Below are 14,620 nucleotides of genomic sequence, written 5' to 3' on the forward strand. Positions count from 1 at the left end.
GGCAACAAAAACCATGAGCGTTTCTGTGCGGATTCCCACCATTCTGCGCACTTACACCGGGGGTAACGCCGAGGTGAGTGGCGAAGGGGCGACTCTTCGTGACGTTCTCGCCAAGCTCGACTCCGACTACCCGGGGATCGGCGCGAGAATTCTGGATGAATCGGGCAAGATTCGTCGTTTTGTCAACGTATACGTTGGCGAAGAGGATGTCCGTTTCGCCGAGGGACTGGACACTCCCGCCCCTGAAGGCGCTCAGATCTCCATCATCCCCGCCGTCGCGGGCGGCTGACCGCCGAACCCCGAACCACCGACTCTTGAAGGCGCCCCTTGTGGGCGCCTTCTTGTTTTAGAACCAAATTCAACCTCGAACGACTCAGCCTTCGATGAAATTAGCGTTTTGTCGGTTGACTCTGTTGCCAAACCCCGTGCCACAGGTATGGTCGAGGGCGATCGTCTGGCTGATTTTCCCAAAAGTCAGGCGATTACGGGTCTCGCGAAGGAATGGGCGAGATCTGCGAGCCCAGTAAGAGGAGTCGGAAGTGGCGCAGGGCACCGTCAAGTGGTTCAACGCGGACAAGGGCTACGGCTTCATCGCGGTAGACGGTGGTAAGGATGTATTCGTCCATTACTCAGCGATCATGATGGACGGGTACCGCTCTCTCGAACAAGGACAGCGCGTCGAGTTCGAGATCACGCAGGGCCAGAAGGGGCCGCAGGCGGAGTCCGTCCGCACGGTCTGATTCACCCTCGCTGGTATGCACCAGGCGGGACGTGCGGCAGCGCAGTCCGTACGGGCTCGCCACTGTTTCCTCCGTCGGCTTCGCACGGCGGGCCGCGCCTCAGGGGCGGCTCGCCGTACGAACCGGCGCACCCGATGACCTGCCCGATGAGCTGGGGTGGGGTGCCCGTGGCTTGCACTCGGCAGGGTAGAGTGCTAAACAGTTCGTTGGCACTCTGTGTGGCAGAGTGCCAACAACTCGGATCGAGACGATGGGGTCTGCCGAACGGAGATGCAGGCCTATGCCGTCGCGGGCGTCGGCTCGGTCCAGGACACGCCACCCTGCATCTGGGAGGTCTAGCCTTATGGCAGCCAAGATGATCGCGTTTGACGAGGACGCCCGGCGCGGTCTCGAGCGCGGTATGAACCAGCTCGCCGACGCCGTCAAGGTGACCTTGGGCCCCAAGGGGCGCAACGTCGTGCTGGAGAAGAAGTGGGGCGCTCCCACGATCACCAACGACGGCGTCTCCATCGCCAAGGAGATCGAGCTCGAGGACCCGTGGGAGAAGATCGGCGCCGAGCTGGTCAAGGAAGTCGCCAAGAAGACTGACGACGTCGCCGGCGACGGCACCACCACGGCCACCGTGCTCGCCCAGGCTCTGGTGCGCGAAGGTCTGCGCAACGTGGCCGCCGGCGCCAACCCGATGGCCCTGAAGAAGGGCATCGAGGCCGCCGTCGAGCGGGTCAGCGAGGAGCTCTCCAAGCTGGCCAAGGACGTGGAGACCAAGGAGCAGATCGCCTCCACCGCCTCCATCTCCGCCGCCGACCCCGAGATCGGCTCGCTCATCGCCGAGGCGATGGACAAGGTCGGCAAGGAAGGCGTCATCACCGTCGAGGAGAGCAACACCTTCGGCCTGGAGCTCGAGCTCACCGAGGGTATGCGCTTCGACAAGGGCATGACGTCGATGTACTTCGTGACCGACTCCGACCGCATGGAGGCCGTTCTCGAAGACCCGTACATCCTGATCGTCAACAGCAAGGTCTCGGCCAACAAGGACCTGCTGCCGCTGCTCGACAAGGTCGTTCAGTCCGGCAAGCCGCTGCTGATCATCGCCGAGGACGTCGAGGGCGAGGCCCTGGCGACCCTGGTGGTCAACAAGATCCGCGGCCTGTTCCGCTCCGTGGCCGTCAAGGCCCCGGGCTTCGGCGACCGCCGCAAGGCCATGCTGGGCGACATCGCGATCCTGACCGGCGGTCAGGTCATCGCCGAGGAGGTCGGCCTCAAGCTCGAGACCGCCACCCTCGACCTGCTCGGCCGCGCCCGCAAGGTCGTGGTGACCAAGGACGAGACCACCATCGTCGACGGCGCCGGTGACGCCGAGGCGATCTCCGGCCGGGTCAACGAGATCCGCGCCGAGATCGAGCGCACCGACTCCGACTACGACCGCGAGAAGCTGCAGGAGCGCCTGGCCAAGCTGGCCGGTGGCGTGGCGGTCATCAAGGCCGGCGCGGCGACCGAGGTCGAGCTCAAGGAGCGCAAGCACCGCATCGAGGACGCCGTGCGCAACGCCAAGGCGGCCGTCGAGGAGGGCATCGTCCCCGGCGGTGGCGTGGCGCTGCTGCAGGCCGGCGCCAAGGCGTTCGACAAGCTCGAGCTCAACGGCGACGAGGCCACCGGCGCGGCGATCGTGAAGAAGGCGCTTGAGGAGCCCCTCAAGCAGATCGCGGTCAACGCGGGCCTCGAGGGCGGCGTCGTCGTGGAGAAGGTGCGCAACCTGACCCCGGGCGAGGGCCTCAACGCCGCTTCCGGCGAGTACGTCAACATGTTCGACTCCGGGATCATCGACCCGGCCAAGGTGACGCGCTCCGCGCTGCAGAACGCCGCCTCCATCGCGGCGCTCTTCCTCACCACCGAGGCCGTCATCGCCGAGAAGCCCGAGAAGACCCCTGCTGCTCCGGCCGGCATGCCCGGCGGCGGCGACATGGACTTCTAGGCCTCGCCTGGTCGCTGACGCATCAGAAGGCGGTTCGGATCTCCACGGATCCGGCCGCCTTTTGTTGTGTCCGAACCCGTCACGTTTAGTAGTTATTGACTACGGAAAGTAACGAAACGAAGTGACGATTCACCGCACAAAGGAGTAGTTACATGAATTCCCGCACCGCGCGCGTTCTCGGGCTCGGAGCCGTCATGGTGGCCGCCGCGGCCGCCATGACGATGCCCGCCCAGGCAGACGACCACGGTTACCTGGACGATGCCCTGGAGTACGTCGACGTGCCCTACTGCGCGGGCTACCTGGAACTGTACGACCGCGACTACTGCGCCTCGCCGTCGAGATGGACGTCGCAGGACGAGCGCGGGGAGATGTCGGAGGAGGGCGAGTACCGGTCGTCGGAGGAAGGCGAGGACAGGACGTCGGACGAGGCCGGCGAGAGGTCCGGCTGGCGCGAGGACACCTCGGACGAAGGCCAGGACATGTCCGACTGGCGCGAGGACGCCACGGACGAAGGCGCGGACATGTCCGGCGAGCGCGAGGACGTCGCGGACGAGGGCCAGGACGTGTCCGGCGAGCGCGAGGACGTCGCGGACGAGGGCCAGGACATGTCAGGCGAGCGTGAGGACGTCGCGGACGCCTTCGAGGGCCGGTCGGCCGGCGAGAGCGAGGACCGGTCGTCCAACGCCCCCATGGACTTCACGTTCGCCGACGAACTGGTGCAGGGCGACTGAACCCCGTCTGGTGGCGCCGGGCGTACCTGAACCCGACGCGGCACCACGGCGAAGGCGCCCCGAACGCGAACGGGGCGCCTTCGCCGCGGTGTTGTGCCGGTCTCAGACGCCGAAGTGCGCGACGACGTGACCGCGGGCCAGCGTGTTGGCGGTGATGTTGAAGCCGACCACGGCCGGGCTCGCGTCGCTGTCGACGCCCAGCTCGTCGACCCCGAGCGCGTGCACGGTGAAGACGTAGCGGTGGGGGGCGCCGGGCGGGGGAGCGGCGCCGCCGTAGTCCTTGGTGCCGTAGTCGTTGCGGGCGTGGACGGCGCCGGCGGGCAGGCCCTTGAAGTCGGGGCCGGTGCCCGCGCCCCTGGGCAGCTCCGTGGTGTCGCCGGGCAGGTCGAACAGCACCCAGTGCCAGAAGCCGCTGCCGGTGGGGGCGTCGGGGTCGTGGCAGGTGACGGCGTAGCCGCGGGTGCCCTCGGGGGCGCCCGACCAGCGCAGCTGGGGAGAGACGTTCCCGCCGGTCATCCCCCAGTCGTCGAAGACGTGGAGGTCGTTCAGCCGCTCGCCGTCGCGGATGTCGTCGCTCTCCACCACGAGCGCGGGGACCGGGGGCAGGTGTTCATGCGGAAGCGGTGCGGGCACGGCATCCTCCTAGGTTGACAGCTCCTTCAGGCCATCCTAGAAGCGGCCGTGCCCGCCCTCCGTCAGGTTGCCAGCTGCGCCGGGAGCGGCCTGTCGTGCAGCACCGTGAGCGAGGTGACCGCACGGGTCAGGACCACGTACAGGCGGGCCAGGCCGCGGGGCTCGGCCTCGACGATGTCCGCGGGCTCCACGACGATCACGTGGTCGTACTCCAGGCCCTTGGCGAGCGTGGCGGGCACGATCAGCAGGCGGTGCTCCTGCGTCGCGTCGGGGTCGAGCACCGCGTGCGGCAGGCCGGACAGCGACTCGGAGACCGCCGCCACCATCGCGTCGGGGACGATGACCCCGATCGAGCCCTCCTTGGCCAGGACCTCCCGGGCGGCCTCGGCGACCGTGCCGCCCGGCCGGACCGTCAGCGAGCCCGCGCCCGGACGCAGCGACCGCGGGGCGGCCAGCTCGGGGGCGATCGAGGGCAGCAGGCGGGCCGCGTAGTCGAGCACCTCACGCGGCACGCGGAAGCCGAGCGTCAGCTCGGTCACCTCGCCCTCGTCCTGGCCGAGGTGCTTCAGCACGGTCTCCCACGAGCTGGTGGACCACGGCGTGGTGCCCTGGGCCAGGTCGCCGAGCACGGTGGCCGAGCCGTTGCGGCAGCGCCGGCCGAGCGCCCGCAGCTGCATCTCGGACAGGTCCTGGGCCTCGTCCACGACGAGGTGGCCGAGCGACGGGGTGCGCTCCATGAGGTCGCGCAGCTCGTCGAGGAGCGCGGCGTCGGCGGCCGACCATCTGGCGGACTTCCAGCTCCGATAAGGCTTCCGCCAAAGCAGCATTTCCTGCTCGTCAGGCGACAAATCGGTTTTGGCGGCTTTTGAGAGGAATTCTGGGTCGGACAGCAGGCGGTGCAGGACCTGTTCCGGCGTCAGTTTCGGCCACACCGCGTCGACGAGCTGCTTGACCGGCCTCGACCTGGCCACCGCGTCCTGGACGCGGTCGTCGGGCGACTCGCCGCGCTGCTCCATCCGTACGAGCACCTGGTGGGCCAGGCGCTGGGCCAGCGCGGCCCGCCCCGGCGAGTAGCGGGTGGTGCCGCGCAGGGAGGCCACCATCTCGCGCACCTCGTGGTCGGCGACCCGGTAGCGGTAGGCGCCCTTCGTGAACACCAGGCCGTCCTCGGGCTTGACGATGTGCATCCACAACGCCCGTTCGAGCACCGCGGCCATCCTGGCGTCGCCCTTGACCGCGGAGACCATCGGGTCCTCCTCGGCGGCGTGCTCGCCGAGCAGCCCGGCCACGGTGGTCTGGTCGACCTTGACCTCGCCCAGCGCGGGCAGGACGGAGGAGATGTAGGACAGGAACGCCCGGTTCGGGCCCACGATCATCACGCCTGACCTGGCCAGCCGCTCGCGGTGGGTGAACAGCAGGTACGCGGCCCGGTGGAGGCCCACGGCGGTCTTCCCGGTGCCGGGGGCGCCCTGGACGCACACCGTCTGGGCCAGCGTCGCGCGGACGATCTCGTCCTGGTCGGGCTGGATGGTGGCCACGATGTCGCGCATCGGGCCGGTGCGCGGGCGTTCGATCTCCTCGGTGAGGATCTTCGAGGGGCCGACCTCACCGCCCTCGCCGAGCGGCTCGTCCTCGAACGCGGTCAGCGCGCCGCCGTGGTAGCCGAAGCGGCGGCGGCGGACGACGCCCATCGGGTCGGCCGGGCTGGCCTGGTAGAACGCGCGGGACACCGGCGCGCGCCAGTCGATGACCAGCGGCCGGCTGGTGCCGTCGTGCACGTGCCGGCGGCCGACGTAGAGGGTGCCCGGCAGGTCGTCGCCGCCCTCGCGGTCGAGGCGGCCGAAGAACAGCGGGGTGTCCGGGTGGTCGGCCAGGGCGGCCACGCGCTGGTCCAGCAGCGACTGGAGGATCTGCTGCGAGACCCAGTCGCCGGCCGCGTCGGCCGACAACGACTGGGCGTGGGCCCGCATCGCCTTGAGCGCGGCCCTGGACTCGGCCAGGTGGGCCTGCTCGGCGGCGAGCACGTCGGAGGGTATGTCGGGAGCCAGTTGGTGTGTGGGCATGCGAAAGCGCCTCCCATGGTCGAGAAACGGAGGTGGTCAAGGCAGCGAATCGACTAGTTTAACGGCGGCCGTCCGGTGCCTCCAAAGCATTTACCGGCGCGCGGCGGGGTAAGGAGGGAAGGTGGCGCGGCTTCGCCTGGTCCTCTCGCCGATGATCCCCACGGTCGCGAGCTTCCTGCTGGCGGCGCTCTGGGGGATGTCGGTCTTCGCCGGATGGGGGCTGGAGGCGTTCTGCGCGGGCGGCGAGTCCCCGTCGGCGTGTTCCCGGCGCCTCGGGGCGGTCTCCACGGTGTCGGGGTTGTTCGCCGCGCTGGCCGCCTGCGCCACGCTGGCCGCGTGGCTGGTCCCGGCGTCCCGGCAGGACCCGCGCACGTTCGGCCGGCTCATGGGGACGGGGGTCGCCGCCTGGATCGTCGCCGGCGCGGTGCTGTTCCTCGGCGGCCTGCTGGCCGGCTAGCAAACCCGGCAAAGACCGTATCTCTGAGTGAACGTGGGAATACCGAAAAAGTCGGGCATTTCAGGTGCGTTTGGCGGATCATGGGGGTATGTCGCAGGCGGCGTGATAGTACGCAGGTGAGGGGGGTGGTTCGATGTCGACGACCCGTGGAGTCTCGTGGACGTGACATAAACGCCGTGCCTGGCCGCTCAGGCAACGAGCGGCCGGGCCTTCAACCCGTCACACCTCGCCGTGCACGTCGTCGGCGTCGATGATCTGGTAGGCGTATCCCTGCTCGGCCAGGAAGCGCTGCCGGTGGGCGGCGAACTCCTGGTCGACGGTGTCCCTGCTGACCACCGTGTAGAACCGGGCGCCACCGCCGTCGGCCTTGGGCCGCAGCACCCGTCCGAGCCGCTGGGCCTCCTCCTGCCGCGACCCGAACGTGCCCGACACCTGGATCGCGACGGCCGCCTCGGGCAGGTCGATGGAGAAGTTCGCCACCTTCGACACCACCAGGACCTGGATCTCCTTGTCGCGGAACGCCTGGTAGAGCCGCTCGCGCTCCTTGACCCTGGTCTCGCCCTTGATGACCGGCGCGTTGAGGTGCTCGCCGAGCTCGTCGAGCTGGTCGATGTACTGGCCGATGACCAGCACCTGCTCGCCCAGATGCCGCCGGACCAGCGCCTCGGTCACGTACGTCTTGGACGGCGTGGTGGCGCAGAACCGGTAACGCTCCTCGGCCTCGGCCATCGCGTACGCCAGCCGCTCCTCGTCGGTCAGCGTGACCCGCACCTCGACGCAGTCGGCCGGCGCGATCCAGCCCTGGTTCTCCATCTCCTTCCACGGCGCGTCGTAGCGCTTGGGGCCGATGAGGGAGAACACGTCGCCCTCGCGGCCGTCCTCGCGCACGAGCGTCGCGGTCAGGCCCACCCGCCGGCGGGCCTGGAGGTCGGCGGTCATCCGGAAGATCGGCGCGGGCAGCAGGTGGACCTCGTCGTAGACGATCAGGCCCCAGTCGCGCGCGTCGAACAGCTCCAGGTGGCTGTAGACGCCCTTCCGCCTGGTGGTCATCACCTGGTACGTGGCGATGGTGACCGGGCGGATCTCCTTCTTGTTGCCGGAGTACTCGCCGATCTCGTCCTCGGTCAGCGAGGTGCGCTTGAGCAGCTCGGTCTTCCACTGGTGGGCGCTGACCGTGTTGGTCACCATGATCAGCGTGGTGGCCTGGGCGTGGGCCATGGCCGCCGCGCCCACGATGGTCTTGCCCGCGCCGCAGGGCAGCACGACCACGCCGGAGCCGCCGTGCCAGAAGGCGTCGGCCGCCTCGCGCTGGTAAGGGCGCAGCTCCCAGCCGTCCTGGAGCAGCTTGATGGGGTGGGCCTCGCCGTCGACGTAGCCGGCCAGGTCTTCGGCGGGCCAGCCCAGCTTGAGCAGCGCCTGCTTGACGTTGCCGCGGTCGCTCGGGTGCACGATGACCGAGTCGGCGCCGAGGCGCTCGCCCAGCATCGGCTGGATCTTCTTCGAGCGCAGCACCTCTTCGAGCACCGCGCGGTCGGTCGAGGTCAGGACCAGCCCGTTGACCGGGTCCTTCTCCAGGCGCAGGCGGCCGTAGCGGGCCATCGTCTCGGCGATGTCGACGAGCAGCGCGTGCGGCACCGGGTAGCGGCTGAAGCCGATCAGCGCGTCGACGACCTGCTCGGCGTCGTGGCCGGCGGCCCGCGCGTTCCACAGGGCGAGCGGCGTGACGCGGTAGGTGTGGACGTGTTCAGGCGCTCGTTCGAGCTCGGCGAACGGCGCGATCGCCTTGCGGCACGCGTCGGCCTTCTCGTGGTCGACCTCGAGCAGCAGCGTTTTGTCCGACTGGACGATGAGCGGGCCGTCGTTCACGGACATCCCTTCCTACGGTTGACCCTTATCCAACACACACGACGGCAGGAACAGTCCCGGAACGGGTAATCGATCAGTCGTCCAGGCGGCCGGTGAGGCCCAGGAAGAGGAAGAGCCCGATGTTCAACACGAAACCGGCGCCGAACAGCACCCAGCTCCAGACCAGCAGCGAACGGGCGCTTCCCGGCTGCTCGCGGGCCCGCGTCAGCGCCACGGCGGCCAGGATGCCGCCGGGCAGCCCGAGCACGTTGAGGCAGGAGGCGAGGGACAGGAAGTTGAGCACGACGGCGACGATGGCGGCGGCCTGCGGGCCCTCGTCGCGCCGCGGCGGCACGCCGTAGCCGTAGCCGTACTGCGGAGGCGGCTGCTCGCCGTAGGGCGCCCCGTAGGGCAGATGCGGGTAGCCGGACGGATCTTCTTGACTCACGTTCACCTCCAGACAGGTCAACGTTTATCACGGAATACCGACGTGCCCGACCCGGGTGTGCGCGGACGGTCACAACCGGCCGCGCAAAGCCTTCCTGTCCAGCTTGAGCACGCTGGTGACCGGGATCGACTCGACGAAGCGCACCTCGCGCGGGTACTTCACCCGTCCGACCCGGTCGCGCGCCCACTCGATCAGCTCCTCGGCGTTCTCCTCGGCCCCCGGCCTGAGCTGCACGAACGCCACGACCTCCTCGCCCAGCCGCGGGTCGGGACGGCCGACGACGCCCGACATGACCACGTCGGGGTGCTGGTTGAGCGCGTCCTCGACGTCGCGCGGGAAGACGTTGAAGCCGCCGCGGATGATCAGGTCCTTCTTGCGGTCGACGATGTAGAGGTAGCCGTCGTCGTCCACGCAGCCGATGTCGCCGGTGCGCAGCTCGTCGCCGACCAGCGCGGTGCCCTCGGGGTCGGGTTCGTGCTCGCCCCAGTAGCCGAGCATCAGGGAGTCGCCGCTGACGCAGATCTCGCCGACGTCGCCGCACTCCACCGCCTCGCCTGCGGCGTCGCGGATGGTGATCGTGTAGCCGGCCAGCGGCAGGCCGACGCTGCCGGGCCGGCGTCTGCCCGGCGGGTTGAAGGTGGTGACGGCGCTGGTCTCGGTCAGGCCGTAGCCCTCCAGGATCTGCGTGCCCGGCATCCGGCGCTCGAACTCCTGCAGCGCCTCCCGGCCCAGCGGCGCCGCGCCGCAGGTGAGGTAGGCCAGGTCGGGGAGCGGGTGCGACTCCAGCGGCTGGGCCAGGAGCATGTGGATCATGGCGGGCACGACGGTGCCGTACTGGACGTGCTGCTCGGCGGCCAGTCGCAGGAACGCCTCCGGCTCGAACCAGCGCATGAGCACGGCCTGCTGGGGCTCGGTCGCGTGCAGGCCGGCCACGGTGATGATCAACCCGTACGCGTGCGAGAGCGGCACAGGCACGATCGCACGATTTTTCCCCTCTTGATGGGATATTTCGTACGCGTCCTTGGCCACCTGCCAGAGCCCGCGATGGCTCAGCATGACCCCCTTGGCGACGCCCGTGGTGCCGCCGGTGTACATGAGCGCGGCCAGGTCGCCGGGGTCCCTGTGCACCCGTTCGTGCTCGGTGGCGCTCTCCAGCTCGGCCGTGTCGACATATATCCGGACGTCCACCGCGGCGGCCCGTACGGTCTCCACGAGCTCGGGCGAGGTGACGACGGCGCACGCGCCGCTGTCGAGCAGGATGTGCCGCAGCTCCTCGGCCCCCACCAGGAAGACCACCGGCGTGACCACCGCGCCCGCCGCCCACAACGCCTGGTAGACGATCGGGACCTCGGGGGAGGTGGCCATCATCACGACCACCCGGTCGCCCGGCCGGACCCCGGCCTCGACGAACCCGCCGCACATCCGGCGGGCGCGTTCCGCCAGCGCGTGGCTGCGGTGCCAGACCCCTTCGTAGAACACCGAGTCGTGGTCGTCGAAGCGGTTCCATGACTCCTCGGCCAGCTGGCCCAGCGTTTGCTCGGTCACATGCACAACCTGATCGGAGGCGCCGCGCGCAGTCAACCCTGAACGTTCTCATGTCCACCCTTGACTGATGATTGTGGACGATGCTGTCATGCCGAGTAAATGTCCAATATCGGCCTAGAAGGTCATTCGAGTTTTCGGGTGGCGCTAGATCGTGTATTGGTGGGATAACTAGGGTTCCGTGCTACCAGATGGCTTGCCGCGGTTCTTGTCACCGGCCCGTCGCCCAGAGCAATGGAGGACATGATCGACATGCGCGCGCCGGCGGCCGTGGCCGCGAGCTTTGCGAGTAACGCCTGGTCAGCGCGGTGGCTGCCGGGCGGCGAACGGTCAATCCATAAGCCCGGGAAACAAGTCGCCGGAGAAAAACGTTCGCGAAAGACATTTTCCACAGTCAACGTTCCAGTCAGGCCCGAGGTGACTTCGTGATCGACACGCCTGAAGCAGGCGAGAGCGACCTCGACGACAAAACGCTCACCGAGCGTGTCATCGCCATCAACGAACAGCTCCGGCCTCTGGTCGTCCCGGTGGCCCGCGACCTCGACCGGCGTGCGGCCGACACCCTGCTGCGCTCCTACCTGGAGCCCGCCGGCTTCGCCGACGCGGTGCGCCGGCTGTCCACGCGCCACCTGCTCGTCCTGGTGGGGGAGGCGGACGTGGGCAAGCGGCTCGGCGCCATCGCCCTGCTGTCGCGCATGTCGCTGGCCGAGAGCAGGATCACCGTGCTGTCACCGGCCGGCAGCGCCGCCGACCTGCTCGCCAGAACCGAGTACGGGCCGGGCCGGGCGTACCTGCTGCACGACTGGATCGCCGGGAGCGCCGACCGCGGCGAGCTGCTCGACCTGGCCCGCGAGCTCGCCGAGCTGGGGTCGTACCTGGTGATCACCCGGAACGGCGTCCCGTCGCAGGCGGTCGAGGTGGAGCAGCCGTGGTGCGCGCCCGACCCCGGCGAGCTGTTCGACCTGTACCTGAGCGCGTTCGGCGGCCGGAGCGCCCCGGCCGGGGCCGCCACCGCCCGGGTCCGCGCGCTGACGCTGCGCACGCCCGCCGAGGTCGTCCGCCTGGCCACGCGCCTGGTGCGGGACGACGAGCCCGCGGGCGAGGAGGTGGCCGCCTGGTTCGACACCAAGCCGCCGATGCGCGAGGTGCGGTCGGTGGCGGCGCTCGCGTTCGCGCACGGGCTGCCCGAGCCGGAGTTCGCCCGCCTGCTGGCCGCGTTCGAGCGCGGCCGGGAGGCCCACGAGGCGGGGCCGGGGCCGACCGGCGCGCCGCACCCGCTGATCGCCGTGCACGACGGTCTCGTCGTCTTCCGCGCCCCGGAGCACCGCGCCCAGGTGCTCGGCGAGCTAGTCGCCCGGTACGGCTACTGGCTCTGGCAGCCGCTGCGCGAGTGGGCGCGCTCCCTGGCCCTCCAGGGGGACGACGTGCGCGCGCGGGCGGCCGAGGGCGTGGCGTTGCTGGCCGCCTGGTCGTTCAGGGAGGCGCGGCAGGAGTTCCTGGAGGTGTGGGCCAGGGGACGGGCGGGCGAACGGCTGGCGGCGGGCGGCGCGCTGTCGTACATGTGCGCCGACGACGCCCTCGCCCCCGAGGCCCTGCGCCTGGCGCTCACCTGGTCATCCGACCCGGCCGACCCGCGGGCGGTCGCGGCGGTCGCCGGGCTGTGCGGCGGGCTGTCGCTGCGCTACCCGGCCGACGCGGCGGCCCACCTGCGCCGCCTGGCCGCCGGGGACGGCCCCGCGGCCCGGCTCGCGGACCACGCGCTCACCCACCACCCCTGAGACGGGGGAAGGCGGTCAGAGACCGGCGACGCCGGTGATGCGGTGGAGGGCGAAGCGGTGGACGGCCGCCCTGGTCTCGTCGTACGCGGTCAGGTAGCCGCCCTCCATCCGGGCCGGCTCCAGGATGCGCGAGGTGGCGTTGCCCTGCGAGTCGAGGTAACCGATCCACACCCGTACGCCCTGCTTGATGGCGTCCTGGAGGGCCGAGATCGTGGCCGTGGCGGGCCCCCTGGGCACCGCGCCGCCCGGGGCGTCGACCGGCTCGCGGCGCGCCAGGTGAGCCGCGTCGCCCGCGCGCAGCGCGCGTACGGCCGCCGAGGCCACCTCGGGATCGAGCCCGCCGACCGAGGCCACGGCGCGTACGGGCGCCACCCCCTCGGTACGCCTGCTGTCGAGCTGGGAGATGATCACGTCGCCGTCGAGCGACTCGGCGACCGGCGCGTACCCCATGGCCCGCAACGAGTCCACCAGCGCCGCCCTGGACGAGCGGGAGGCGATCACCGTGGGGGCCAGCCGGCGCAGGCGCAGCGCGGCGGCGCGGCGGTCGGCGGTGATCTGGTCGAGCAGCGCGGGATCGTCGCACCGGATGTAAGCGCTGGCCGTGCCCACCCGGATCCGGCCGTGCCGCCGGGCCACGTCCGTCACCAGGTACGACAGGGCCTGCGGCACCGGCGTGGCCGAATGGCGGGCCAGCATCGCCAGCAGCTCCTCGCCGCCGTGCCCGGCGTCGAGCGCCCGCCGGATCGAGCCCTCGCCGAAGCGGTAGACGGTCGCCCCGCCCTTGGACTCGACGTCGGCGGTGAGCGTCATCCAGCGGTTGAGCTCGCTGGTCAGCGGCCCGGGGGCGACGGCGGTGAGGTCGGCCTGCAGCAGCACGTGATCGACCGGCTCGGGCAGCAGCGGCGCGAGCAGGCCGGCCGCGTCGCCGCCGTCGAGCAGCGCCCGCCCGTGGCCGGACAGCGTGCCGAGGCCGGTCACGCCGATCTGCTCGGCCTCGCGCAGCGCGAACTCGGTGAGCTGCTCGCGCAGCGGCCCGCGCCGGCGCGGCTGCTCCCAGGCCAGGCGTTCGAGCACCGAGTCGCGGTCGGGCGCCAGGCCCGGCGCGGCGGCCAGCACGCCGAGGGTCGCCGTGCGCACCCCCGGCGCGGAGGCCCGGCGCAGGTCGGTGTGCAGGGCGTTGAGCGGCCGGTCGCGGTCGTCGCGCTCGCCGACCAGGCCGGGCACGCGGTCCATGTGCAGCCAGGTCGCGGCGAGCGTCACCCAGCGGTCGGCGGTGGCCCTGACCCGCCACAGGTCGTAGCCGGAGGTCGGCAGCCACTCGCCGTCGACGCCGCCGCCCGCGGCGACCAGCCCCGCCGCGTGCGCCACCTCGACGACCAGCGCCGCCGCCCATTCGGGCAGGTCGAGGTCGGTCGCGGTGCGCTTCATGTCGCGTACGCCGAGCCCGCCGGTGCGCAGCACCCCCGGCGGATCGATGCTCCACCGCTCGCACAGCTCCTCGACGGACCTGACGAACGAGAACGCCTGGCCCGCCGCCGTACGGTCGGCCAGCTCGCGGTCGCGCGCGGCCCCGCCGAGCGCCGGCGGCACGGCGAGCAGGTCGCGGTGGACGCGCCCGCCGCGCAGGTGCAGGCCCACCTCGCGGGGCAGCGTCACGCTCTCCTCGCCGGTGGCCGCGAGCAGCCCGCGCGCCAGCAACTCCTCGATGGGCGAACGGGCCGAGGCCACGCGCACCTCGCGCCTGGCGTTGGGCACCCGCCCGGTCGGCGGCCCCCACACGAGCTGGTCGAGCGCGCCCCTGGCCTCGGGCGAGACCGCCGCCACCAGGGCCTCGGGCGCGGCCAGCGCGGCGGCCAGCCGCTCCTTGCCGGGCCCGTCGGAGCCGGGGGCGACGTCGTCGGCCATCTCGTCGAGCTGCTCGGGCGGGTGGTGCCGGAACACGTCGACGACCTTGGGGCCGAGCCCGGCGGGCTCCTCCAGGACCTTGCGCACGCCCGGCCCGAGGTCGAGCGCGTTGTCGGGGCCGAAGACCAGCGCCAGGTCACGCAGCCGGTCGAGGGCCGCGGTCAGCGCGGGCTCGGGCCTGCCCGCCGCCAGGGCCCGCCCGATCAGGCCGCGCAGCGCCGCCTTCGTCACCGGCCCGTCCTGTACGGCCAGCGTCTCGACGACGGCCAGCGTGAACCGGTCGAGCCGGTCGAGCACCCTGCCGATCGCCGAAGGGCTGGCGGCCCGCGCGGCCAGCCCTTCCAGATGCGCGGGCACCGGAGTGATCAACTCAGGCCGCGCGGAGACGAGCGCCCGAAGCTGTTCGTCGGTGCGCCCCCTGATCCACTCCGTGAACTCCATCGTTGCCATGGTATGTCCCCCCTGATCGGGGCAGCATTGCCAGACGTGATAGAGCGCGCGGACCA

General features: G+C 70.9%; 12 protein-coding genes. 6 read left to right on the plus strand and 6 right to left on the minus strand.

The window, feature by feature from the left end; translation table 11 throughout:
- Window positions 1-13 precede the first annotated feature (13 nt).
- The 4 genes from ACFYYW_RS41960 (at window position 14) to ACFYYW_RS41975 (ending at window position 3,443) form a co-directional block, all read left to right on the plus strand.
- Complete coding sequence (locus tag ACFYYW_RS41960; protein WP_352320882.1) at window positions 14-289, plus strand: MoaD/ThiS family protein; 276 nt, start codon at window positions 14-16, stop codon at window positions 287-289.
- Between the two features lie 250 nt (window positions 290-539).
- Window positions 540-740 carry a cold-shock protein gene (locus ACFYYW_RS41965; RefSeq protein WP_106250594.1) on the plus strand — a complete coding sequence of 67 codons (201 nt, stop codon included), beginning with the start codon at window positions 540-542 and terminating at the stop codon, window positions 738-740.
- A gap of 343 nt (window positions 741-1,083) precedes the next feature.
- Complete coding sequence (gene groL / locus ACFYYW_RS41970) at window positions 1,084-2,712, plus strand: chaperonin GroEL (protein WP_352320884.1); 1,629 nt, start codon at window positions 1,084-1,086, stop codon at window positions 2,710-2,712.
- Between the two features lie 152 nt (window positions 2,713-2,864).
- Complete coding sequence (locus tag ACFYYW_RS41975; protein ID WP_387658262.1) at window positions 2,865-3,443, plus strand: hypothetical protein; 579 nt, start codon at window positions 2,865-2,867, stop codon at window positions 3,441-3,443.
- A 102-nt stretch (window positions 3,444-3,545) separates the two neighbouring features.
- On the opposite strand, the gene ACFYYW_RS41980 is transcribed toward ACFYYW_RS41975, so the two are convergent.
- Together ACFYYW_RS41980 and ACFYYW_RS41985 are read right to left on the minus strand one after the other, a co-directional pair.
- Window positions 3,546-4,076 carry a YbhB/YbcL family Raf kinase inhibitor-like protein gene (locus ACFYYW_RS41980; protein WP_352320888.1) on the minus strand — a complete coding sequence of 177 codons (531 nt, stop codon included), beginning with the start codon at window positions 4,074-4,076 and terminating at the stop codon, window positions 3,546-3,548.
- Window positions 4,077-4,138: 62 nt separating this feature from the next.
- Entirely contained in the window at window positions 4,139-6,139 is a 2,001-nt protein-coding gene (locus ACFYYW_RS41985; RefSeq protein ID WP_387658266.1) for a HelD family protein, read from the minus strand.
- Between the two features lie 121 nt (window positions 6,140-6,260).
- Between ACFYYW_RS41985 and ACFYYW_RS41990 the strand changes: the two genes are divergently transcribed.
- Entirely contained in the window at window positions 6,261-6,596 is a 336-nt protein-coding gene (locus ACFYYW_RS41990) for a hypothetical protein (RefSeq protein ID WP_387658269.1), read from the plus strand.
- Between the two features lie 219 nt (window positions 6,597-6,815).
- On the opposite strand, the gene ACFYYW_RS41995 is transcribed toward ACFYYW_RS41990, so the two are convergent.
- The 3 genes from ACFYYW_RS41995 to ACFYYW_RS42005 form a co-directional block, all read right to left on the minus strand.
- A complete protein-coding gene (locus ACFYYW_RS41995; RefSeq protein WP_352320894.1) occupies window positions 6,816-8,468 on the minus strand; it encodes a DNA repair helicase XPB in 1,653 nt (550 codons plus the stop codon).
- Window positions 8,469-8,535: 67 nt separating this feature from the next.
- The gene (locus ACFYYW_RS42000) at window positions 8,536-8,889 is read right to left on the minus strand and encodes a hypothetical protein (RefSeq protein WP_352320895.1); all 354 of its coding nucleotides are present in this window, start codon (window positions 8,887-8,889) and stop codon (window positions 8,536-8,538) included.
- A gap of 69 nt (window positions 8,890-8,958) precedes the next feature.
- On the minus strand, window positions 8,959-10,434 hold the full coding sequence (locus ACFYYW_RS42005; RefSeq protein WP_387658274.1) for an AMP-binding protein: 1,476 nt from the start codon (window positions 10,432-10,434) through the stop codon (window positions 8,959-8,961).
- A gap of 422 nt (window positions 10,435-10,856) precedes the next feature.
- On the opposite strand from ACFYYW_RS42005, the gene ACFYYW_RS42010 reads away from it, so the two are divergent.
- The gene (locus ACFYYW_RS42010; protein ID WP_387658277.1) at window positions 10,857-12,209 is read left to right on the plus strand and encodes a hypothetical protein; all 1,353 of its coding nucleotides are present in this window, start codon (window positions 10,857-10,859) and stop codon (window positions 12,207-12,209) included.
- A 15-nt stretch (window positions 12,210-12,224) separates the two neighbouring features.
- On the opposite strand, the gene ACFYYW_RS42015 is transcribed toward ACFYYW_RS42010, so the two are convergent.
- Window positions 12,225-14,555 carry a helicase-associated domain-containing protein gene (locus ACFYYW_RS42015; protein WP_387658280.1) on the minus strand — a complete coding sequence of 777 codons (2,331 nt, stop codon included), beginning with the start codon at window positions 14,553-14,555 and terminating at the stop codon, window positions 12,225-12,227.
- Between the last annotated feature and the right edge of the window lie 65 nt (window positions 14,556-14,620).

Origin of the sequence: Nonomuraea sp. NPDC001831, assembly GCF_042892035.1 — a bacterium.
In the GTDB taxonomy this organism is placed as follows: Bacteria; Actinomycetota; Actinomycetes; order Streptosporangiales; family Streptosporangiaceae; genus Nonomuraea.

Coding starts and splice junctions, on each gene's coding strand:
- ACFYYW_RS41960 (WP_352320882.1), top strand. CDS start 14: ATGAGCGTTTCTGTGCGGATTCCCACCATTCTGCGCACTTACACCGGG.
- groL (WP_352320884.1), top strand. CDS start 1,084: ATGGCAGCCAAGATGATCGCGTTTGACGAGGACGCCCGGCGCGGTCTC.
- ACFYYW_RS41975 (WP_387658262.1), top strand. CDS start 2,865: ATGAATTCCCGCACCGCGCGCGTTCTCGGGCTCGGAGCCGTCATGGTG.
- ACFYYW_RS41985 (WP_387658266.1), bottom strand. CDS start 6,139: ATGCCCACACACCAACTGGCTCCCGACATACCCTCCGACGTGCTCGCC.
- ACFYYW_RS41995 (WP_352320894.1), bottom strand. CDS start 8,468: ATGTCCGTGAACGACGGCCCGCTCATCGTCCAGTCGGACAAAACGCTG.
- ACFYYW_RS42015 (WP_387658280.1), bottom strand. CDS start 14,555: ATGGAGTTCACGGAGTGGATCAGGGGGCGCACCGACGAACAGCTTCGG.